23 protein-coding genes and 1 riboswitch are annotated in these 21,958 nt (G+C 54.1%); of the genes, 3 read left to right on the top strand and 20 right to left on the bottom strand.

The window, feature by feature from the left end:
• A partial coding sequence (locus tag ACYX34_RS05185) for an OmpP1/FadL family transporter (protein ID WP_462075488.1) occupies positions 1–1,220 on the top strand: 1,220 nt, incomplete at its 5' end.
• 9 nt (positions 1,221–1,229) lie between these two features.
• On the opposite strand, the gene ACYX34_RS05180 is transcribed toward ACYX34_RS05185, so the two are convergent.
• Positions 1,230–1,442, bottom strand: coding sequence for a hypothetical protein (locus ACYX34_RS05180; RefSeq protein WP_462075487.1), 213 nt, complete (start codon positions 1,440–1,442; stop codon positions 1,230–1,232).
• On the opposite strand from ACYX34_RS05180, the gene ACYX34_RS05175 reads away from it, so the two are divergent.
• Positions 1,441–1,827, top strand: coding sequence for a hypothetical protein (locus tag ACYX34_RS05175; protein ID WP_462075486.1), 387 nt, complete (start codon positions 1,441–1,443; stop codon positions 1,825–1,827). The genes ACYX34_RS05180 and ACYX34_RS05175 overlap by 2 nt on opposite strands.
• 50 nt (positions 1,828–1,877) lie before the next feature.
• Here ACYX34_RS05175 and ACYX34_RS05170 read toward each other — a convergent pair whose 3' ends face one another.
• The 17 genes from ACYX34_RS05170 to ACYX34_RS05090 form a co-directional block, all read right to left on the bottom strand.
• Positions 1,878–2,144, bottom strand: a complete 267-nt coding sequence (locus tag ACYX34_RS05170) for a hypothetical protein (protein WP_462075485.1) — start codon at positions 2,142–2,144, stop codon at positions 1,878–1,880.
• Between the two features lie 117 nt (positions 2,145–2,261).
• Complete coding sequence (gene alr, locus ACYX34_RS05165) at positions 2,262–3,389, bottom strand: alanine racemase (RefSeq protein WP_462075484.1); 1,128 nt, start codon at positions 3,387–3,389, stop codon at positions 2,262–2,264.
• A 37-nt stretch (positions 3,390–3,426) separates the two neighbouring features.
• Positions 3,427–3,990: a ribosome recycling factor gene (gene frr / locus ACYX34_RS05160; RefSeq protein ID WP_462075483.1), complete on the bottom strand. Its 564-nt coding sequence runs from the start codon at positions 3,988–3,990 to the stop codon at positions 3,427–3,429.
• A 19-nt stretch (positions 3,991–4,009) separates the two neighbouring features.
• On the bottom strand, positions 4,010–4,735 hold the full coding sequence (gene pyrH / locus ACYX34_RS05155; protein ID WP_462075482.1) for a UMP kinase: 726 nt from the start codon (positions 4,733–4,735) through the stop codon (positions 4,010–4,012).
• The gene (gene tsf, locus ACYX34_RS05150) at positions 4,732–5,328 is read right to left on the bottom strand and encodes a translation elongation factor Ts (protein ID WP_462075481.1); all 597 of its coding nucleotides are present in this window, start codon (positions 5,326–5,328) and stop codon (positions 4,732–4,734) included. The genes pyrH and tsf overlap by 4 nt, the downstream gene beginning before the upstream one ends.
• A gap of 64 nt (positions 5,329–5,392) precedes the next feature.
• Complete coding sequence (gene rpsB, locus ACYX34_RS05145) at positions 5,393–6,169, bottom strand: 30S ribosomal protein S2 (protein ID WP_462075480.1); 777 nt, start codon at positions 6,167–6,169, stop codon at positions 5,393–5,395.
• 282 nt (positions 6,170–6,451) lie between these two features.
• Complete coding sequence (gene argJ, locus ACYX34_RS05140) at positions 6,452–7,657, bottom strand: bifunctional glutamate N-acetyltransferase/amino-acid acetyltransferase ArgJ (RefSeq protein WP_462075479.1); 1,206 nt, start codon at positions 7,655–7,657, stop codon at positions 6,452–6,454.
• Positions 7,658–7,714: 57 nt separating this feature from the next.
• Entirely contained in the window at positions 7,715–8,767 is a 1,053-nt protein-coding gene (argC, locus tag ACYX34_RS05135; RefSeq protein ID WP_462075478.1) for an N-acetyl-gamma-glutamyl-phosphate reductase, read from the bottom strand.
• A gap of 104 nt (positions 8,768–8,871) precedes the next feature.
• Entirely contained in the window at positions 8,872–9,264 is a 393-nt protein-coding gene (rpsI, locus tag ACYX34_RS05130; protein WP_462075477.1) for a 30S ribosomal protein S9, read from the bottom strand.
• 37 nt (positions 9,265–9,301) lie between these two features.
• Positions 9,302–9,733, bottom strand: coding sequence for a 50S ribosomal protein L13 (gene rplM / locus ACYX34_RS05125; RefSeq protein WP_462075476.1), 432 nt, complete (start codon positions 9,731–9,733; stop codon positions 9,302–9,304).
• A gap of 43 nt (positions 9,734–9,776) precedes the next feature.
• Positions 9,777–10,265 (bottom strand): bifunctional nuclease family protein, encoded by a 489-nt coding sequence (locus ACYX34_RS05120; RefSeq protein ID WP_462075475.1) that lies wholly within the window; start codon positions 10,263–10,265, stop codon positions 9,777–9,779.
• A 14-nt stretch (positions 10,266–10,279) separates the two neighbouring features.
• The gene (locus tag ACYX34_RS05115) at positions 10,280–10,735 is read right to left on the bottom strand and encodes a bifunctional nuclease family protein (protein ID WP_462075474.1); all 456 of its coding nucleotides are present in this window, start codon (positions 10,733–10,735) and stop codon (positions 10,280–10,282) included.
• Between the two features lie 144 nt (positions 10,736–10,879).
• Positions 10,880–11,161: a Fe(2+)-trafficking protein gene (locus ACYX34_RS05110; protein ID WP_462075473.1), complete on the bottom strand. Its 282-nt coding sequence runs from the start codon at positions 11,159–11,161 to the stop codon at positions 10,880–10,882.
• A gap of 274 nt (positions 11,162–11,435) precedes the next feature.
• Positions 11,436–12,584, bottom strand: a complete 1,149-nt coding sequence (locus ACYX34_RS05105) for an agmatinase family protein (protein ID WP_462075472.1) — start codon at positions 12,582–12,584, stop codon at positions 11,436–11,438.
• An 83-nt stretch (positions 12,585–12,667) separates the two neighbouring features.
• Positions 12,668–14,134, bottom strand: a complete 1,467-nt coding sequence (locus ACYX34_RS05100; protein WP_462075471.1) for an APC family permease — start codon at positions 14,132–14,134, stop codon at positions 12,668–12,670.
• Positions 14,135–14,252: 118 nt separating this feature from the next.
• A riboswitch (guanidine-I (ykkC/yxkD leader) is annotated at positions 14,253–14,364 on the bottom strand.
• A gap of 216 nt (positions 14,365–14,580) precedes the next feature.
• Positions 14,581–15,093 carry a JDVT-CTERM system glutamic-type intramembrane protease MrtJ gene (gene mrtJ, locus ACYX34_RS05095; RefSeq protein WP_462075470.1) on the bottom strand — a complete coding sequence of 171 codons (513 nt, stop codon included), beginning with the start codon at positions 15,091–15,093 and terminating at the stop codon, positions 14,581–14,583.
• A 61-nt stretch (positions 15,094–15,154) separates the two neighbouring features.
• Complete coding sequence (locus tag ACYX34_RS05090; protein WP_462075469.1) at positions 15,155–17,584, bottom strand: PQQ-dependent sugar dehydrogenase; 2,430 nt, start codon at positions 17,582–17,584, stop codon at positions 15,155–15,157.
• Between the two features lie 703 nt (positions 17,585–18,287).
• Between ACYX34_RS05090 and ACYX34_RS05085 the strand changes: the two genes are divergently transcribed.
• Positions 18,288–19,994 carry a hypothetical protein gene (locus tag ACYX34_RS05085; protein WP_462075468.1) on the top strand — a complete coding sequence of 569 codons (1,707 nt, stop codon included), beginning with the start codon at positions 18,288–18,290 and terminating at the stop codon, positions 19,992–19,994.
• A 123-nt stretch (positions 19,995–20,117) separates the two neighbouring features.
• Here ACYX34_RS05085 and ACYX34_RS05080 read toward each other — a convergent pair whose 3' ends face one another.
• On the bottom strand, positions 20,118–21,209 hold the full coding sequence (locus tag ACYX34_RS05080; RefSeq protein WP_462075467.1) for a glycosyltransferase: 1,092 nt from the start codon (positions 21,207–21,209) through the stop codon (positions 20,118–20,120).
• A 112-nt stretch (positions 21,210–21,321) separates the two neighbouring features.
• Positions 21,322–21,891 (bottom strand): 2OG-Fe(II) oxygenase, encoded by a 570-nt coding sequence (locus ACYX34_RS05075; RefSeq protein ID WP_462075466.1) that lies wholly within the window; start codon positions 21,889–21,891, stop codon positions 21,322–21,324.
• Positions 21,892–21,958: the final 67 nt, after the last annotated feature.

The raw sequence follows: 21,958 nt of genomic DNA, 5'->3' as shown, positions 1-21,958 counted from the left end.
CCGACAACCCGTCTGCGTTGTATTACAACCCGGCGGGAATGACACAGCTCCGTGGCGTGCAAGTCATGGGGGGAGCGCTTTTCGTTGGTGGGCCGCTCGACCATAGGAGTCCGAGTGGCCTCACGACGTCCGGCGACCACAATGGTGTTGTTGCTGTACCTCCGCCAGGGCATGCGTATATCACGGCCAATTTGCAGGGACTTGGTCCTGCGTGGCTTGAGAAGCTTACCGTAGGGGTTGGCGTGACCACTCCGTTTGGAGCAGCTACACGGTGGGCGGACACAGCTCCTTTTAGTGCGACCGCTACATTCAGTACATTGCCGTTATTCGATATTAAGCCGACATTTGCGTATCAGCTTCTTCCGGATTTTTCAATCGGGGCGGGCTTGGATATCTACACCTTCTCAGGACTTTTTGGAGAGGGTCATGCTGAATTTCATCGAATTCTCCCCCCTGGGAATAGAGTGGAATTGAATGGGAAGGATACGGCATTTGGTTTTAACGTCGGTGCGCTTTACACCGCGTTGCGGAATGAAGACGATCGCCCGCTTGTGAACATCGCTGTGGTGTACCGAAGTCAGGCTACACTCCACTTAGATGGGGTTCAATTGGCTAATGGTGCAAAGGTGCGAGACACCACGACCACGTTGGTACTCCCTCAAGTCATCACGGGTGGCATCGCGGTGTGGCCCGTGAGAAATTGTGAGCGCGAGTGGAAACTCGAATTGAACGTAGACTATATCGGTTGGAAATCGGTCAGAAACTTAGATCTTCGACAACCCGACGGAACAGTCTTTCTTCAACAACCGCAAAATTGGAAAAGCACCTATGCCATTCTGGTTGGCACCGAATATCGATGGCTGAATCTTGATCGATTCCCAGGTTGGGAGGTCGCGGTACGAGGTGGATATTCAAATCTGCAGTCACAAGTCCCGGATTCCAGCTTTAATCCAGGAATTCCATCAGCCGATCTCCATATCATTTCCTCAGGTGTGGGATGGATTTGCAAGGGGAGTGGATCGTTCTTCGGCCTGACAACGTGCGGAAATTTGGGGGTGGGACCCGTAAAACCACAGTCTGTGGGCATAGACCTCTCGTATCAGGTAGGGCTCTACGAACCCAGAACGGTCTCAGGGAATACCGGACCGCGAGCCGGAGTGAATGGGTTCTACGAAAATACGGTGCATACCGGGGGAATTTCCATCCGCGCCAACTTCTGATTGAGTGGTCTACACGTGCCAGGTCTTGTACGGGGAAGCCGCCCCAGCCCCCTTGATTCTTGAACTCGTCAACGGTGTTTTCGGCATCGAGCCGAGCACGATCGAGTTGGGCGAGGGCACGGATCTTGTACTGATTGAGGTTCCCCACACAGCGTCCTCATAGCGCGCGGTCGGCACCGCGCTCGCCATACCGTCGAACCACGTTTGAGTTGTCCCCGTCATGAGCAACGCGTCCGGCGTGGCGCGCCGCCTTTGGCACGGCATCCCGTCAGGCCAAGATCTCGAGCGTGGCTGTCTCAGTGCCCGGCAACACGTCCACCGCCAGCCGGGTATCGGTCAGCAAGGTACTGTGCGAGTGGTGCGACGGGCGGTCGGGGTTCTTTGGGGTGTAGCCGTCCACCGCCACTTGCAGCTTGCCACACAAACATATCATCGTGGGATCCAGATCAAGAATCCACGGCGTGATGAGCAATGGCTGCGGTGTCTTCGTCTGATGCAGCTCGAGCCAGGCACGCCCGCCGTGCGGCATCCTCCGACACAAACCTCGACACGCCCACTCACTCGGGGGGGAATCCCAGCATGGCAAATCACCGTGATCGGTGCGTAGCGTGGTGGTCGGCGAGGAGCGACAACCGCACGGTGTCTAGTATCGTGCGGTTATCCGACGCGTGGATGCTGTGGTCGGTCAACGGGCAGTCTGATCCCCAGTGCGTCGAAGAGGCCGCTTATGTTGAGAAACTCGATAAAAAACGGCCACTGGCCGAATGGCGTCACGGCTGCGGCCGGATCCCACTCGACATGGAGCAGCCCCAAACGTATTGCGTGCAATCGCCCCGTTCTGCCCGGCCACGACTTGCATGATGCCGCACCCAGGGGGGGACTCCCTTCGTACGAAAAAATCTGTCGCACTCCCGCGTACAGCAAGCCTATCCCCCTGCAGGCTGCTGCTTCAACTGCCGGTTATAGGATCACCTGTATGAATAGGCGTTCTTTTTTCGTATCCTGCTGAGGGCTAAAAACAAACTGGAGGGCGATGAGGATCTACGAAGAGTGATAGCGTCTTGGAACTCTTGGGCTGATCGCACATAAGACCTCGTAGGGGATCGTTCCTGTCCACTCGGCGATATCCGTTGCCGTGATCTTTTCTCTTCCTTGCTGGCCGATAACGACGACCTCATCACCGACCATCGCATCAGGGACGGTGGTGACGTCTACCATCACCATATCCATACAGACCAGTCCGACGATCGGAACACGTTGGCCCCGAACGAGAACGACTCCACGATTCGAGAGACGCCGGCTTAATCCATCGGCATAACCGATCGGAAGAATGGCGATACGTGTGGATCTCCGTGCAATGAAGGTACCGTTATAGCTCACACGATCATCTGGTTGAATAAGACGGAGTTGGGCGATGCAGGTCTTGAGCGAGAGGATCGGTTGCAAGTCAGGCACCTGTACCGTGCTCGGAAGCGTGTGGTAACCGTACAGCATGATACCAGGACGGACCATCGTATAGTGTGCTGATGGAAATCGAATGATAGCGGCGCTATTCGACAGATGAACCAGCGGAACCGCATGTCCTCCGTCACGAGCGACTTTCAGGGCTTTGTTGAATCGGCCGATCTGTGTTTCAGTAGTGTCTTGCCCAATACCGTCACTATCAGCCAGATGCGACATGAGTCCTTCTAGTAGCAGAGAAGAGGGAAACCTGTGCTTGTTGATCAGAGTCTCAAGATCACGCTGCGTCAGCCCCAACCGATTCATGCCGGTCTCGATTTTGAGATGAATCGGGTAGGGAGCCGGTCGTGAGCGAGTGGCATGAGTCAGCACCTCGAGTACGGACCGATCGCTCACGACCGGAGTCAGTCGGTAGGCCATGAGGTCTTCGACCTGTTGTGGGAAGAACGGACCCAGTACGACGAGTGCTCCCGCGATTTCGGCTTGACGCAGTGCGATCGCTTCCTCGATTGAAAACACCGCGAGATGCGATACCCCCTGGCGAATGAGCGCCCGCGCGGTTTCGATGGCCCCATGCCCATAGGCGTTGGCCTTAATCACCGGCATGATGACACAGCCAGGGGCAAGACACTTTCGAATCTGGAAAAGATTGTGACTTAGGGCGGCCAGGTCGACGGTCGCAAAAGTTGGGTGAAAACTCCGGGTCATCGACACGTAAGGAGGGGAGGATCAGGAAGAAGGGACTCTATACTTCCATGATTTCCTGTTCCTTTTTCTTGATGATGTCATCGATCTTTTGTCCGTACTGTTCGATAAGTTTCTGCGTCTCGTGTTCGGCCTTTCGTAATTCGTCCTCGGTGAGCTTCGCATCTTTTTGGAGTTTCTTCAACTCTTCATTTGCTTCTCTTCGGAACCCCCGGATCTGTACTTTCGTTTCTTCTCCATGCTTCTTACACACCTTCGTCAATTCTTTTCGCCGTTCTTCAGTCAGTGGGGGAAGAGGAACTCGAATGATCTTGCCGTCATTGGATGGCGTCACACCTAAGCCGGCATTTGCGATCCCTTTTTCAATCTCTTTGATCAGCTGAGGCTCCCAGGGTTGGATGGTGATCAATCGAGCTTCGGGCGTCGCTACATTGGCGATCTGTTTTAACGGTGTCATGGTTCCGTAATAATCGACACGAATCCCATCAAGCAGGGCGACGGACGCTCGTCCAGTTCGGAGACCGGATAGATCCCTCCGTAAATGTTCTAAGGATTGATCCATGTGGGAAACAAAGGCCTGGCGAATAGGAACAGCGTTGGACATGACACACCTCGTAATGGGATCAACGATCACCGATCGAGACGATGGTCCCAATCGGCTCGCCCAAAGCCACTCGTTTGAAGTTACCGGGCACCTTGAGGTTGAAGACGACGAGCGGCAGTTTATTATCCATACAAAGACTGATGGCTGTTGAGTCCATCACTTTGAGATTCTGATTCAGAATAGCGAGAAAGGAAATCCGATCGTACTTCTTTGCCATGGGATGGCTGACTGGGTCTGCATCATAAATCCCGTCAACTTTGGTACCCTTCATGATGACCTGCGCACTGATCTCCATGGCCCGGAGCGCAGCCGCCGTATCCGTCGAGAAGTAGGGGTTCCCGGTGCCGCCGGCGAAAATGACCACTCGGTTCTTTTCGAGATGGCGAATCGCCCGCCGACGAATATAGCCTTCTGCCAACTGACGCATCTCGATGGCAGATTGAACCCGGGTGATAATCCCAATGCGCTCCAACGCGTTTTGAAGCGCCAATGCGTTGAGAACTGTCGCCAGCATCCCCATATAGTCGGCGGAAGCCCGCTCCATACCGGACGCACTCGCGGCGATCCCTCGAAAGATATTACCACCCCCTATGACAATGGCCACTTGTACGTCAAGCGCCACGACGGAGGCGATCTCTGCTGCAAGCGTTTCTAGAATGGAGGGTTGGATGCCGTAACCCTGCTCACCAGCCAACATCTCCCCACTGACTTTGAGCAGGAGGCGTCGGTATTTGGCAGAACTCATACTTCGCCCAACTGATAACGGGTAAATCGGCGAATGTTCATATTCTCACCGATCTTCGAGATCTTTTGTGCGAGTAAATCTTTGACCGTCACGGCCGGATCCTTGATGAACGACTGCTCCATCAAACAGTTTTCTTGATAGAACTTCTCCAGCTTCCCTTCGATGATCTTGGGCCATGCGGCCGCCGGTTTCCCCATTTCCTTCGCCTGGCCTTCGTAGATCACTTTTTCTTTCTCTGCCACATCGACAGGAACGTCCTCACGCTTCACAAAAGTAGGTTTTGCAGCGGCGATCTGCAGGGCGAGATCGTTGACGAATGCCTTGAACTCTTCATTGCGAGCCACGAAATCCGTCTCGCAGTTCACCTCGATCAAGACGCCGATCTTCCCCCCCATATGGATGTAGGAATGGATCAGACCTTGATTGGTCTCGCGCCCAGCCTTTTTTGCCGCTGCCGCCAGACCCTTCTGCCGCAAGTAGTCAATGGCTTTTTCGACATCATTGCCGTTCTCCGTAAGCGCCTTCTGACAATCCAAAATGCCGGCCCCTGTTTTCTCCCGAAGTTCCTTCACAAGCTGACTAGATCCTGCCATGATTCGTTCTTCCTTCACACGAGCATTGAAAATAAAAGCATTGATGGACCACTCTGCACGAGGCTTATGATACAGCCACACCCTCGGATCGAGCCGCCGGCTTCCTCTCCCCGCCAGACGCAGGGGTTGCTTGGAACTCGGCCTCTTCGCGCTGTGCTTTCACATGGGCACCTTCGATGCAGGCATCGGCAATTTTTGACGTAATCAGCTTGATGGAACGGATCGCATCGTCATTCCCTGGAATCGGATAGGTGATGTGATCCGGGTCGCAGTTGCTGTCCAGAATCGCAATGACCGGAATATCAAGACGCGTCGCTTCCTGAACGGCAATCTTTTCGATCCGCGTATCGAGCACAAAAACCGCTCCCGGCAGACTGCGCATATTCTTGATGCCGGACAAGTACTTTTGGAGCTTGGCAATATCCTTCTGCATGAGAAGGATTTCTTTCTTTTTCAGGCCATGCTCGCTTGGGTTGAGCAAGGTCGTTTCCATCTTCTTCATTTTATCGATACTCCGGCGAATGGTCTGGAAATTGGTCAACATTCCTCCCAACCACCGTTGATTCACGAAGTACATGTTGGCCCGCTTCGCTTCTTCCTCCAGGATCTCTGCGGCCTGCCGCTTTGTTCCGACAAAGAGGATTGAATCGCCGGCTGCGACGAGATCCCTCACGAAGGCATAGGCTTGTTCCATCCGTGCGAGGGTCTGTTGTAAGTCGATGATATAAATACCGCTGCGTTCACCAAAGAGAAACTTCTTCATCTTGGGATTCCAGCGATTGGTCTGATGTCCGAAATGCACACCGGCTTCCAACAATTCCTTGATAGCTACTACCCCCATGCCTTCACCTTCCTCCAGGCTTGCAGAGCACCCCGACGGGCGAGGGAATCGCTTCCCTTATTCTCAAGCCACACAGCGAACGACGCGCTGTCATTGAATTTGAATAATCGGCCGGTTCTCTTTCTGTGAACGCGACCGCTGTCAGATATCGATCGGCGACGCTATCATAGTCCCAACGAGGTTTCAAGCGACAAACGGTCTTCACACGCGAGCCTGCCCGCTGCAAGCCTGTCGTAGCAGCGAATGTGCAATTGCAGGAGAAGCGTTCATGAATACTGCGGGCTAGGATCGATAACTTGCGTTGATGCGCACATAATCATACGAAAGATCCGTGGTCCACATATGGGCTCGTGCCGTACCCAGGCCAAGATGGACCGCGATGGTAAACGCTTTCCGTTTGAAGACCTGTGCGATTTTCTGCTCGGCAGCAAGTCCCATCCCGACGCCCTGCCTCACCATCTGAATATCGTCGAAACTGACCATCACCTTGGCAGGGTTCACCGCGACACCGGCTCGTCCGATGGCTGCCATGACTCGCCCCCAATTCGCATCCTCTCCGAAGAGAGCGGTCTTCACCAAATTCGAGGTCGCAATGGTTGCCGCAACGCGCTTCGCTGCAGCAACCGTCGTGGCCCCTTCAACCAGTACCTTGACGATTTTGGTCACGCCTTCTCCGTCACGACAGATGAGTAAGGCCAAGGTCTGTGCGGCCTCGGTCAGCAGACGCTCGAAATCGTGATAGGCCCGACCCTGCGGTTCAATCACCCGATTCCGTGCAAGCCCATTCGCTAAACACAGAACTGTATCATTCGTGCTGGTGTCCCCATCCACGGTGATACAGTTGAATGACTCGTCAGCTGCGGCCCTCAGGGCCTGTTGCAGAGCAGGAGGTGTGATGGCAGCATCGGTCGTCAAATACCCCAGCATCGTGGCCATATCGGGATGGATCATACCCGAGCCTTTGGCCATCCCCCCGATCGTGATCATACGGCCGCCAATTCTTGCTTGTACCGAGACGGTCTTAGGGCGTAAGTCCGTGGTCAAGATGGCCTGAGCCGCTTGAGTGCCACCCTTCACACTGAGACGTGAGAATAAGCTGGGCATCGCCGCTGTAATGCGGTCAATCGGGAGTGTGCGCCCGATTACGCCGGTCGATCCCACAAAGACTTGATGACGAGGGATCGCGAGCTGCTGCGCAACCGTTCTCGCCATCGCCGTGGCTGAGACCAACCCCTGAGCTCCCGTGCAGGCATTGGCATTCCCACTGTTCACAATGATCGCACGCCCGCAACGGTACCGAAGATGGCGACGGTCGAGGATCACCGGAGCGGCGGCGACACGATTCCTCGTGAAGACTCCGGCAATCGGTCCGCTCACCTCCGATACACACAATGCAAGATCGAGGAGTCCAGGTTTCTTAATCCCACAATGGATGCCGGCCGCTTGAAAGCCTTGCGGGGCGGTAATGCCTGTCTGTTTAGTTTTCATAGAACGAAGTTCCGTGAGGGTGGCGAATGCAGACTGAGACCGTCAAAGGTGATGGGCTTATGGATAGCTTCCGGGAGCAGTCAGGCCGGTCTCTTCCGGAAGACCCAACATGAGATTCATGGCTTGAATGGCTTGCCCCGCAGCTCCTTTGACAAGATTATCGACGGCTGCCACGGTCACGACCCATCCAGCCCGAGCGTCCGCGTACACGCCAACATCGCAGTAGTTTGTCCCCTTAATGTAGCGGGGATTCGGCACGATATCGTCGTACAGCCGAACAAATCGTTCACCTTTGTAGAACTCTCGGTACAAGTTTCGAAGGTCCGCAAGCGGCATTGCTTGAGTCAGTCGGCAATAGGCTGTGCTCAAAATCCCACGATTCATCGGAACAAGGTGGGGAGTGAACGTCACCGTGACCGGGCCAACTTGCTCTTGCAAACCAGAGAGCTCTTGCTCGATTTCAGGGGTATGACGATGTTGTCCAATCTTGTAGGGTTCGAGCGATTCATGTGCCTCGGGAAAATGATAGGGGAGGGCCGGACTCCGTCCCGCTCCAGACACCCCAGACTTGGCGTCGATGACGATCGTCTCCGGCTGCACCAGCCCGTTGGCAAAGAGCGGCGCCAGCTGGAGAATAGCGGCAGTGGGATAACAACCGGGAGACGCGACGAGTTTTGCTTCTGCAATAGCGCGTCGATGGAGTTCCGGTAGGCCGTAGACCGCTTCCTTAAGGAGCTGTGGGTAGGCATGTGGAGTCTGATACCATCGTTCATAGGTGCCCACATCCTTTAAACGATAGTCAGCGCTGAGGTCCACGACGAACTTGCCGGCCTTGATGCAAGTAGCAACCGGATCCTGCGACTTCGTATGCGGAAGGGCGAGAAAAATCGCGTCCGCCCGTTCGGCCAAGACATCCGGTGCCAACGCTTCAAACCGGTGATCGACAATCCCTGTGAGGCTCGGGAACACGGATGCAACCGATTGCCCCGCTGACTTTTCAGAGGTGACGGCTGTGATGGCGAAATATGGATGAGTCGAAGCCAGACGCACTAATTCTGCACCGGCATACCCACTCGCTCCTGCAATGGCGACTCGAAATTTCTTCCCCATCAATCAATTCCCAAGCTCGGAATCGTCCTCTCGGATCACGATCGACAACATAAAAAAGGGAAGGCACGAGGCCTTCCCTTATCCTGGATCCGTGCCTCCGATGTCTAGCGTTTGGAGTACTGGAATCGCTTACGGGCGCCCTTTTGTCCGTATTTCTTCCGCTCCTTCACCCGTGAATCACGGGTAAGTAGCCCTTCCTTCTTGAGAGGACCACGGGTTGACGGCGTCATGGCAACCAACGCCCTGGCGATCGCATGCCGCAACGCGCCGGCTTGTCCTGTCGGCCCTCCACCATAGACCGTTGCGCTGATCGAATACTTGCCCATGACGCCTGCCATTTCGAGCGGCAATTGAATGATCTGTCGCAGGGTCAAACGTGGAAACGCCTGCTCCAACGGCTTCTCGTTCACGGTAATGTCACCTGCGGTCCCGGTAACCCAGGCTCGCGCCACTGCACACTTTCTCCGTCCCGTTGCATACTGTGTCACGACTGCCATGCGACTGGTCTCCTTCTCGTTGAAATCACAAACTCGTTCAGAGTGAAATCGGCTGTGGGCGTTGTGCCTGATGGGGATGATTGGGTCCAGCATAGACACGAAGTTTCTTGGCCATCCCATTTCCGAGCGGGGTCTTCGGAAGCATCCCCTCAATTGCCGTGATCAGCAGCTGTGCCGGATCCTTTTGGAAGATGTGTTTGGCCGAGGCGGTTTTCAAACCTCCAGGATATCCGGTATGACGATGATAAAGTTTCTTGTCCAGCTTCCCGCCGGTCAATTGGATTTTCTCCGCATTCACAATAACGACATGGTCGCCGATATCGACGTTCGGGGTGAACGTCGGACGATGCTTCCCGCGCAACACTCCGGCGACTCTGGCCGCCAAACGCCCCAGGGTTTTGCCGTCAGCATCCACCAGATGCCAGGTTTCTTTCACATGAACCGGATTCTCAAAGTACGTCGTCATCATTCTTCTTTCTCCACTGCGGCTCTTTCAGCCGGCGTTAAAGGACTTACACTTCCTGCGCACCCATATTTTTTGTTTCCAATTTCGACAACCACGCGTCCAACTGTTGCCCGCTCCGACGTTGCCATACATCTTGAGTAACATAGATAGGAGCCTGACAGCGCAAGGCTAAGGCAATAGCATCGCTGGGACGTGCATCAAGGGTACGGGTCACCCCCTTATTTTCGAGGAAGACCGTTGCATAGTATGTACTGCTCTTGACGTCGGTCAGGACCACACGTTCCGTGGTGATCCCAAGATGTTCACCACAACTCTTGATCAGATCATGACTCATAGGTCGTGCAGTCACCGATGTATCCAACGCCCGTTTGATCGCTTCGCCTTCTGAGGCTCCGACCCATACCATAAAGTGATCAAGGTCACCGTCCTTCCGAGCCAACACCACGATCCTCGTATCCGTGGCAGGATCTTCGACCACGCGATCGACCACAAGCTGGATCAACGGTCCAGAACCTGGTAGTGAGCTACCGTCCATCTCATTGACCTCGCTCAGGAATCCAGCTTTCCAAAGTCTTCAGGCTTCAAATTTTCAAGCCATTGTCCGAGCTCTTCCGAACTTTGCTTGCGAATCACCGACTCACTAGCAAAAATCGGCGCCTGGGTCCGCAGCGCTAGCGCAATGGCATCGCTCGGACGCGAATCCACGGCATACTCAGAATCACCGTACATCAGATGAATCTTGGCAAAGTAGGTATTCTCGTTCAGATCGGTAATGACCACACTGATCACTTTGGCATCAAAGGCATCCAAATAGGATTTCATGAAGTCATGCGTCATGGGACGGGGAGGGGCCACTTTTTCTAGCGCCAAACTGATCGAACTGGCTTCGGCTTTGCCGACCCAGATCGGGAGCATCTCAACCTGATCATCGTCTCGCAGAATGACGATGTACGCATTGTTGTAGGGGTCGAACATCAACCCCTTGACCTGCATCTGCGTAATCATCTGCACCCCTCATCGTCATCACGGGAACAAAGCACATACGGATGCACCGTAACACTTTCTGATTCGCCATGTCAACGAAGTTGGCGACAACGCAGGGGAAAAGTTCGGTCGGATTCCTATGAAATCAAGCCTGGAAGGCAACAATCAGCCACCGGTTGGCCGATAGTTCTCCGCAACTTTTGACGTATCTATCGGCTCACCGAGCTTCAAGAACGCTTTCATCTGCTTGCGTACGAGCTCGCGGCCACTCTCGTCGCCGAGATTCACGTGATATTCATTGATCACCATCACGCGCATCCCTTCCCACTTTTTCCAACAGCTCAGACAGACCTTACTTCTGACCTCGGCTTCAAGCTTACCCAGAAACAGGGGAGTCGAAATCGCTTCGCCGGTTTGCCCACAGGTCACACATGCAACCTCTGCCATATCGATCACACTCCTTTTTTCAAGGTACAGTCAGATGAAAGCGTCAGCAAAAACCCAGTGCATACCGCAAGCCATTCTAACAGAGATGTTCCAATGAAAAAAAGATCGAGTTCTCGAGTCCACAGGGTTTGTGACGAAACCTCTTGGATCGCGCATCTCGTGATGTGTGGCGACCAACGGCTTCATGTTGAAGGGTTTAGGTTTTTCATTCTGAAGGGCTTGCGCAGAGACAAGCCCTTCAGTGTGTGTCTTGGCTTCCCGAAATCGATGCCTCTTAGTGTTTCTTCCGATTAGCCAAATGCCCTGAACGCACCTGGCAGGCCAAGACATCGCAGATCACCCGAGTGGCCATGAGACTGGTGATCTCTGCTGCGTCGTAGGGAGGTGAACATTCGACGATTTCCATACCCGCCAGCGGTTTCGTATCCGCGATGATCTGCAAAAACTTCAACACTTCACGCGGCAGAAACCCTCCCGGCTCCGGCCAGCCGGTGCCTGGCACGAAGGCCGCGTCCAAACAATCCACGTCGAAGCTCAACCAGACTGCATCCACTCCGTCAAACGCCACTTCGAGGGCTTGCTTCGCGGCATTTTCAATACCCATTTCTACACAGTCGGTCACGGTCATGATCGTGGTTTGCCGCTCGCGGCCTGACTTCACACCTGGTCTGGGGGCCTGCCAACCGCCGATACCGATCTGGACGAGATTTTTCGCCGGCACGTTGAGAATATTCGTCGCATGAAACCAGGGCGTCGTGTGCATGCGTTCGTCGAGATCAGTCTCCTGAGTGTCGACATGACGGTCGAAGTGCAGGATGCCGAGCTTCTTGCCGTTCATATTCTGCGCCACACCCCGTACAGTGGCAAAACCCAGGGAATGGTCTCCACCAAGCACGACAGGGAAAGCCCCGCTCGCATAGACATGGCCCACGCCCTTACTGACTTGGTCGAAGGTCTTTTCGATATTGCCGGGAATAGTGAACACGTCGCCGAGATCGCACATGGAGATCGACTCTCGGAGATCCACACCGAGTTCAAAGCTATAGGTACCGTATAACGCGGAGATCTTGCGAATGCCTTGGGGGCCAAATCGGGTCCCTGCCCGATAGGTGGTCCCACCGTCGAACGGCGCCCCAAGAATGGCGACGTCGTATTCTCCACATTTGCGGACATCCTCGACGTACGGCGCTTTGGTAAAGGTATTGATGCCGGCGAAATGGGGGAGTTCCCCACGACTGAATGTGGGAATGCGGCGATCTTTGATGGAATCGGCCGCGGGCAGGCCCAATTCAAGACCTCGGGCGATTTCTTCTTCATATTTCGTGGTCGGCAACAGCGCCTCCGCTTCGACTGCAAACTTGGCCTCTGGTCCGTATTTGTCGTGTAGGGGAACCTTGCCTTGGTATGCTCGCTTCTTTGCCATGCGTGCTCCTTTCTACCGGATGAATGGATTCCGACTTTCTGTGAAACGCTCCGTACCGTATGGGTTTTGATTGACCGCCCTTGTCATTCTTGTGGTTCGATCTTTCCCGGCTGGGCTGATGCCTTGTTCCTGCTAACAAGGATATGAAGCGTCGTCAATGTAAGTATACCTCCCAGTACGAGCGGGACCGCCAAGAGTTGCCACCAGGGGGCGTCGGGCGAGGTGGCATAGGGACGTGGCCACGCGATGTTAATGAATTCAAAGAGTGACCAGACAAAGGCCGTCATATTGATCAATAATCCCCACGCGCCCAGTTTTAGTTGACCTAACGCGGGGTCCCAGCGACCTGTAAGCCTGGTGTAGAGCCCAACCCCCGTGGTCATCGCAAACATGGCGTATAAGCCTCCCGTGCCGAATGCCAGCACCGTAGCGACCGCTTCATCATTGAGCCCGAAAAGCAAGCCGAGCGTAGCCAGCAGTACCGTAAACAGCACAGCATTCCGTGGAGCGCCGGCTGCGGTCACCCGACTGAGGACGACCGGCATACTGCCTTCGCGAGCCATGGAAAACACGATCCGGGATGTGTACTGGACCATGGAGGATCCACAAGCCAGGAACGCAACCATGACGATCGCCAGAAACGGCATCTCCGCCCAAGTGCCAAAGTTGGCCACGATCACCGGAGTGACAGGATCGGATGCGGCATTCGTCTGCTGTAAAGTCTCGCGGTTCAAGCTGAGGGTCAGGGCAGCAGAGTTGAAGAGCACGACGCTTCCCACCATACACAGCGAGAAAAAAATCGCACGCGGCACCATCCGTTTCGGTTCATGCGTTTCTTCGGCAATGGTCGAGCAGGCATCAAAGCCAATGAACGCCCACCCGGAAATGGCAAGCGCGGCTAAAAACGCTGCAGTTTCGCTGGGTGCGGTTCCTGTCCCCAGATGGGCGAACAGTTCGGAAAAATCATGCTGTCGAAAAAAGAAAAATAACAGCAGCGCGACGCCGAACGAACCAACGATTTCCGCATACACCCCCAGAGAAATGAGGAACTTAAATATGGAGACGTGGACAAGGTTGAGAACGGTGCAGACCAGCAGAAACACCGTGCCCCAGATGACCAGCGTCACTCCCATTCCGCTGGTAGATCCAAAGAAAATCGCCAGCCAAACTCCGCCGGTGTAGGCAGTCGTCGTGAGCATCGCGATCGTGGAGCTGACATAGATAGTTCCGGCATAAGTGCCGGCAGTGGCGCCTCCAAGCTGCCGAGCCCATTTGTACGCCCCTCCCGCGATGGGAATTTGTGAGGACAACTCTGCATACACGGTGGCAACCAGCAACTGCATCACCAGACAGAGCGCGAGTGCCGGAAACCACCCGCCACCTGTCACAACCGTCTGCACACCAATAATGGCATAGAGCCCCGCCACTGGTGAAACCGTTGCAAAGCCGATGGTCAGGCTGTTCCAGAGAGTAAGACTGCGGCGAAGTGTTCCGGATGTATCGGTTGCCATAGTCGAATAATCCCGATCCGGGACTTCGTTATTAACCATGGCAGACCTCTCCGGTTCGGCGGCAGGTCTGATTGATCCGGATGATGAGGTGGAAATGCATAACGAAGTCTCCCGCTGAAGGACGTAATTCCCAAAAGGCCATGTACCTCAGTACATGATCTCCCGGGCTTTTATCCCTCCGTGGAACCCCGTTATGCGAGGCCGAAAACTCTTGGACCAGTCGCTCCTTCTGATTTTGGAAGGAAGCCGGAACCCTAGTTTTCCTTTTGGAATGATTTTTGACGAAGCCTATTCCCTTGTCCGACTAAAGTCAAGGTCGTAGCCCAGATTTGTCAACCCACTTGAGAAATGTCCTTGGTAAGAGGATCGGTATTGGGCTGCCCGTCCACCATGCGAAACATTTCGGAAAAAGCCAAAGACAGCACGCTAAGAAAAAATGAGGGGCGGATATCTTCGTGTCATTGTATGCCGTGGTCGGAGCGATTTCACCGGATGTCGGACCCCGTGGAAATTTGGGAAGAATCGATGAAGAAAAAGTATCCACCGTTGTACCACATATGCATCACAATCGAGGGCACTGTGGAATCAAAGCGATCACGAAGATAGCCAAAGACCAGCGAGGGGAAGAACACCAGGATCGCCCAGACCAGGTTATGGCTCCAGAGGTGAAAAACCGTAAACAGGAGAGAAACTAGAATATTGGCGCCGCTCAAACCGCAAATCCAGGGTCGTATCCAACCACGCTCTATCAGTTCGCCCTGCAACAATCCTCTAAAGAGCAGCTCTTCCCATAGAGGATACCACATGACGACTGAGGCAAAACTCAACGACCATATTTGGACCAGGGTCATTGACCGAACGGGAACGACCCATGCCATGATGGCCCAGACCAATGGAGCAGCCGCGACACACAGAAGAAAGGCTTTGCTGGCATAGAGTTTGAGCGGCCAGCAAAGCTTTAGCCGACCAAGTATTTGATACCAATCGGCCCTCGTCACAGTCGTCTCCCAACCGACAGGGCACACTTATAACGAGTCGTCTGTCCAGATGAATGTGCGGTCAATTTTTATTCACGGGCCGCTTTCCTCTCAGTAACAATAGGGCAATGACGGTAAGAAACAGTACCGGCAGTAGCGCATCATTTGTTCCTGATCTGTTGAGTGTACAACCGCCGCCACCGCTGTTGTCGCTGGGGGGAGGGGAAGGAACGGGATCGCTTGTGGCCTCGTAGCTGGCGGTGTAGGTCTTAGTAGCGTTCGCAGTAATGGTATGGGATTGGTCGCCTCCATCAGACCAAGAGACAAACTTGTAGGTTGTACTCCCCAACGCTTGGGGCGTAACTGCACTGAGGGACTGAACGGAGCCTAGGATGACATTCGTTGTAAAAGGTGTGGGAGACTGGCTACCTCCTACAACCAGCTGTAACTGAGAAGGAGTTGAGTCAAATCTAAGTGCAACAGTTTGTGGGTTCAGAATGACGCTCTTGGTATCTGTGAGCCCCTCCGTATCGGTCACCGTGAGTTTGAGCTCGAGATGCGACGGATACTCGTGATCGGGAGCCGAAAACGATCCCGTAGTGATGCTGGAGAAACTCTGAATGGAATGTGTATGACAGTTTGAGGGACAATGATGCATGATAAGTTCCCATGTAAATGCCGAAGGCGGGAGTGTGCCATCCTCCGGATCGGTAGCGTGACCGGAAAATGCAATCGATTGGTCGACCTTCCACTGGATCGTTGAAACTGGCGTGTCAATAACTGCGGTAGGTTTGCTATTTCCCGGTGAAATGATGGCTTGATCCTTTCCGAATGCGCCCTTTGAGTCGGTGACAGTCAATACCGCAGTAAATGGTCCTTTTCTTGTGTAGGTATGGCTTGGGTTCGGGTCGGTTGAGGTCCCACCATCCCCAAAGTTCCAACTATAAGTGATAGGATCGCCATCCGGATCCGAGGAACCTGCCGAGGAGAAGACCACGTTCAGAGGAGCCGGACCGGACGTGGGCGTAGCCTTCATGATTGCCTTCGGAGGCTGATTACCACTGGTGAACTGAATACGTCTGATGGTCCCACCGGTGAGATCTACATAAAATAAATCTCCGCCTGGTCCAATCTGCAGGTGGACCGGGGCAGCAGCGTCGGCCACAAACGTGGCTCGGCTCGCCGGATCGGGTAAGCCATTGGACCCGGCAAACATGGCCCAAATGCAATTGCGGGAATAGTCAGCGAAGAACAGCGTGCCCTGATACGCTGCAGGATAGCTAGCACTTTCGTTGAACGCCAACCCCGTGATGGAGGAACTTCCGCTATTGGTACAAGTGTCGTTCGCCACCACTGCCTGGTCGTGCCTGTAGGCAAAGTACGGAGCAGAGTGTCCTCCAGCCTGGGTATACAGAGTCTCGCAGATATTCAGGTTAAGCGCGTCGTACAAGGTCTCGGGGAGAGCACCCTCATAGCAAGGCCAGCCGAAGTTACGTGCCGAGGACGCCAGGGGATTAGGGAGCCGGTTGATTTCCTCCCACGTATTTCGGCCGACGTCGCCGATCCAGAGGTCGAGATCAGGGGTACCGGGGCGAAACGTAAACCGAAAGGGATTGCGGAGGCCGTACCCCACAATGCGGCGAGCATTGGGGTCTGTACTGCCGAAAAAAGGATTATCGGGGAGCCCCACGCCTGAACTTGGATCCACTCGAATAATCGTGCCGTTTAATAACGCCGGACCGCTGACTCGACGAAGACTCTGCGATCGGGTGGCGCCGCCTTCTGCCGTGGGCGCGGTTTGAAGCTCTCCGATGGATACAGGTGAGTCACCTAATGGATTAAGTGGAGACCCCTTTTGTCCGTAATCGGTAAACGTAAAACTGGCCCCATCACCCCCTGAGGCATAAAGCGCCCCGTCCGGCCCGAACTGCACAGTGCCTATCGTGTGACTGGGATACTGCTGACCCCACCCTTGAACTAATACGAGTTCGGAACCGTCAGATACGTTGCTGCCGGGAGAGGCTTTCAGTCTAGACAGTCGGCCGCTTACGACGCATCCGCTATTGGTTGGTCCCGGAGGCGTCGGACAGTTATCGGATGTGGCTCCAGGCGTGCCCCAGCGGGGGAACTGGGCATTATTGGGATCCTTGTCATAGGTGTAGAGGACATAGACCTCGGGTACTGTGGGGAAATTAGGGTGGAGCGCCAATCCAAGCAGTCCTCGATCCCAATAATTGTGCACATTCGTCCGCAGATCATGGAAGATGGTTGGTGAGGTATCAGAGAGGTTTGAGAAGACTTTAATGAGCCCACTTTTTTCCGCGACGAAGACCCGTCCATCCGGCGAAAAACGGACGACGGTCGGCTCTGTTAATCCTGAGAAGACGACAGACTCCGAGAACCCTGGCGGTAAGGTGGCACTTTCTACTGGGGGAGGCGTCGGATTGATGAGACAGGCCAATGCCATACAGATTCCAACCCACATCCGAGCAAAACGCTCTACCTTTCTCATTCTGCCTCCAAGTGCAATCATCCGGGTGGTCCTCCTGTAGTCAGTTGGATGTGATAGGGACAACGGTCGCAGTTGATCACGCTCATCAGAGTAGCCGTTATTGAAAAAATGCATTTGATCATCCGGGATTCAATGGGTAATTCACGATGCCGATCCTACCCAGCGACAATGTGCAGGAGTAGCTCCTCGACGGTCAATACTCCTTAAGTAGCGAACAAGGCACTTCCAGTCATATGACGGTAAATACGATATCTCTGTAGCGGTACGGGAATTTCTATCGATTGGCCATAAGTTGTGAATGCACCTTTATGCTTTCGTCCGACTCGGTCGACAAAGTCCTTGTGCCCTCTACGGAAGTTCCATTTCAACTTTAGGGAGAAATTGCGCTGCGTCTAAGGTTCTACGGTTGACGCAAAGTCCAGTAGAGTAGCCTGTCAAAGTTTCTAGATTGACAGGAGGTTCGGCATACGCACGTATTCAACTCCGTGTCACCTTGTGAGCACTAATGTGATGGCCATTTTGCCTGCGGCTTGCGTATGATGGAGGAAACGAATCCGACGCAATACAAAGATCTCCTTACCCCTCATTAGGTGTGTGGAATAATAGGCCACAGCGTGGCATTCTAATCTGATCGTGCGGATACTCCTGAAGAAGACTGGATGGCAACGCTAGCGAAGTGCTGGCGATAGGACGGTAGGACGACATGGTTCCCGGTTGGAATGCAGATAGGTGGGTTATTGTTGGCCTCATTGTTTGTGTTGTCGTACAGGTGCTGTTTGTGCTGGCTTTTGACCCTTTCCCTACGGTGGACACGGCCGCCCATCTTGCATCTGCTCGCGGATTTGCTGACGTCATTGGCGGCGGGTCGATCACCACTTCACAGTTTCTTGAATGGAACCTTGTTCCCCCTCCGAACTTATTTCCCCAATTAGCCCTTGGGGCGCTGGTGCCTGCGGTGGGTTCGCTCTGGGCAGAGCGACTGATTTTGGTCGGATATGTCATCGTGTTTTCCTTTGCCGCGGGCTGGGCCGTTCGGCAAGCACACCCCGGAGCAATGCTGCTCGGTTTTTTCATGCTACCTCTGACTTTTAACTTACCGTTTCTTTGGGGCTTCCTGAATTTCAGTTATTCCATCGCAGGTTTTCTCCTCGTCGCAGGCTTGCTGATGCGGTGGGATGGGCGGCTCGATTTGAGTCGCATGATGATGCTCGCCTCGGCAATGATCCTTGTGTTTTTCACACACTTGGTCGGCTACCTGGAAGCCGGACTCCTTGCCGTATGCATACTCGGCGCAGCTTGTATCCTGAGCGACAACCCGTTGGTAGCATTTACGCGCGCTGCAATTGCGCTCGCGCCAGCTGTCATCCTGACACTGGTCTTCATAATACTGACGCGTTCAGAACCCATGTCCGTCGTCTTTGATTTCGGCGCTAAACTAACTACGCTGAAAGGCCTAGTTTCGCTGACGGCTGGTGTAGCCACCTATGATCAGTTCGAACGCGTGCCCTGCATCGTCATGGCACTTGCCCTCTGGAGCCTGGTTCTCATTGCAGCGATGCGCAGTCAGCTGAGTTGGATGAGGCGTCCCGTGCCGCTGGGGCTGGCAACATTCGTGCTTCTGTCATCGGGTGTTGCTCTCTTTGCTCCGGATGGAATGGGAAGCGGGGGGACGCTCGGCTCAATACGCTACGTGCTCTTTCCCATTCTTGGGGCAATCCTTTGGCTCGCCTACCAGCCCCTGCCGTCCCGCGTCTTACTCGTGGGTGCCACCATTGCATGTCTCTCAGCATTGAGTTTGGCCACGATTCGCTATGACGAGCTTCGCGCCATCGAGGTTGCGCTGCAGGACCTTCGTCACCTTGAGTCGTACGTGTCGCCGGACTCTACCGTGGTTCAAGCGAATTTCCGAAGAGTTAAGTTTGGCTCACTCGCTCGTCCTAGTTCACTGGCAGCAGAAACCGGACGGCTTACAGCAGCCCGCAACGCGTTTGATTTGAGCAATGTCGATTGGTCGGTGCCTTTTGGACTTCTTCGCTTTAGGGGGGATACAAATCCGTATACCCACTTGGTTCAGTCGGGGAAGGGATTCTTTTTGATTGAGTCTGCGCCGCCTCAGCTCGAGTTCGAGCGCTTCGAACGTGACACAAACACCCTGGTGGATTATGTCGTTGTGTTCGGCCGTGTATTGCCGGCGAACGCTACGGAGGTAGGATCTCGGGGCAAGTCTTCGGACATCATTGCCCAGGAATTGAAGCGCTTTCAGTCCAGCCTGAATGAACGCTATACCCGGGTAACGACGTCCCCACTCGGAATTTGGGAGCTATGGAGCAGGCGTCCATCTTCAGCCAATAAGAGGCTCGCTGACTGCCGAGGCCACGTATCTGATTGCCGACGGTCTTCTGGCGGTTGATTGGTGCGCCGACTTATCGGCAGCGAGGATAAACAGAATCTTTGGGAAAACAGTTAGGCGGTCGGATCTCTTTCTATCTCTTGGACATTTCAATCCTAGACACCAACGTACACACCTCTCTCCCTACTTTTTGCCCCATGTATAGATCTGGGACACTGCATAATTCCAAACAGCACCGACCAATATGCCAGCGAGGGCCGCGACGATCCACTGCGTACGGTTTTCAAATAAGTAGGAGGCAATCCCAACATTGGCAAGAGCACCGAGGCTACAGGCGAGCATGAAGCTCACCAGCCCTTTGAACCAGGCCAGCCCCCGTAACCGAGAGTCCCGGTAGGTTAAAACGTTATTAAGGGCAAAGTTAAATGTCATTGCCGTGCCTGTCGCGACAGACTGAGCAGTGGTAAAACCCACGTTCAGCCCATGTAATACAATGCTCAATACAGCCATATGAACAAATATGCCGATGCCACCGATGATCGAAAATGCCAGGAAGCGCACCGGTATGTAGCGACCGATCGTCTTGTCTGCCAGCAACATGGCATATTCCCAGACGACCATCTCATCCAACTTACTTTCCCCGGCAATACGATCACGGAATCGGTAAGGTACTTCCGTGACACGCAGTGGCTGCTTGGCAGTGGCAAGGATATCAAGAAGGATTTTGAAGCCTAACCCTGAAAGATGGTGGACGGTTGACTCCAATACCTTTCGTTGCAGCATGAAAAATCCACTCATTGGATCCGAGACAGGCTGTTTCAGGATCACTCGGCTCGCGGTCGTCGCGAGTTGACTCATTGTTTTGCGAGATTCGTTCCAGTCACCCGTGCTACCGCCCCCAGAATAACGGGTTCCTATCACCACATCCGCGCCTCCCTCGATCTCAGTGAGCATCTTCGGCAGAATGGCCTCATCATGCTGCAAATCAGCATCCATGACCGCAACGGTGGACGCCGATGCAGCCAACATCCCCTCAATGCAGGCCGTAGACAACCCTCGCCTGCCAACCCTTTGTAGGCAACGAACTCGGAAATCGGTCCGCGCAATATCGCGCACAACAGCTGCCGTCCCATCAGGCGAGTCATCATCGACAAAGATAATTTCCCAGCCTGTCGCACCCAACGTCACTTCGATGCGACGCAGCAGCTCTTTGATGTTCTGCGACTCGTTAAAGGTTGGGACGACGATTGACAGGCGAAGCCTCGATGTACCCATGCTTTCAGTATCTTCTAGAGCTTGAGACTCTTGTAAGAACAGACTTCACACATACCCACGGGTCGATCAGCACTTCCAGTACTATCTTCCATACTAAGTATAATGGTTCAACCTATAACTTGTACATCACATCGGTACGCAGCACATATTTCTCTCCACTCCGCACCACCGCCCCTTCGTGCCAGAAGGAATGGAGGAATACCAACGCTGCTCCTATCGCCGGTTTCACCGTCAGATAGGGGCACCGTCGCGCGACCTGGTCCATGTCTGCAAAGAATCGTGTGTCTCCACCCATCATATCGTCGTTCAGATAAATCAGGAACGTCATCTCACTCTTCTCATAGGTTTCCAACGACATATAGACTCCGTCCCGATGGGGTTGAAAAGTTTGTCCGGAACGATATCGGTAGAACCGCCAGTGTTCATTGAATCGGGCTCGGTGACGATCGTCGACGACCGGTGGGAGCCATGGCGCAGCCCGGCGAAACAAGGCGTCGGCCAACGCTGTGTCGTCAACCAGAACACGCTCGTTGTTTCTGACTCCCTCAGTCACCACGCCACCGCCTATTCCCATCTCGTACGTGAGCCCTTCGCTGCGACGAATCAGTGCCGTACACTCATCATTCGAGAGGAAGTCGCGCAGAAGGAATCTCTTATCGGAATCCAATTCTTCCTTCGCCATGACTGATTTCCTCGAACTGTCCCGCGAATGCAATGGAGCCACCGATACGACAAACCGTACCGCAGAC

The sequence above is a fragment of the Nitrospira sp. CMX1 genome, assembly GCF_054902215.1.
Note: the sequence above shows the minus strand (reverse complement) of the source record. Positions and strands in the feature narration are given on the sequence as shown.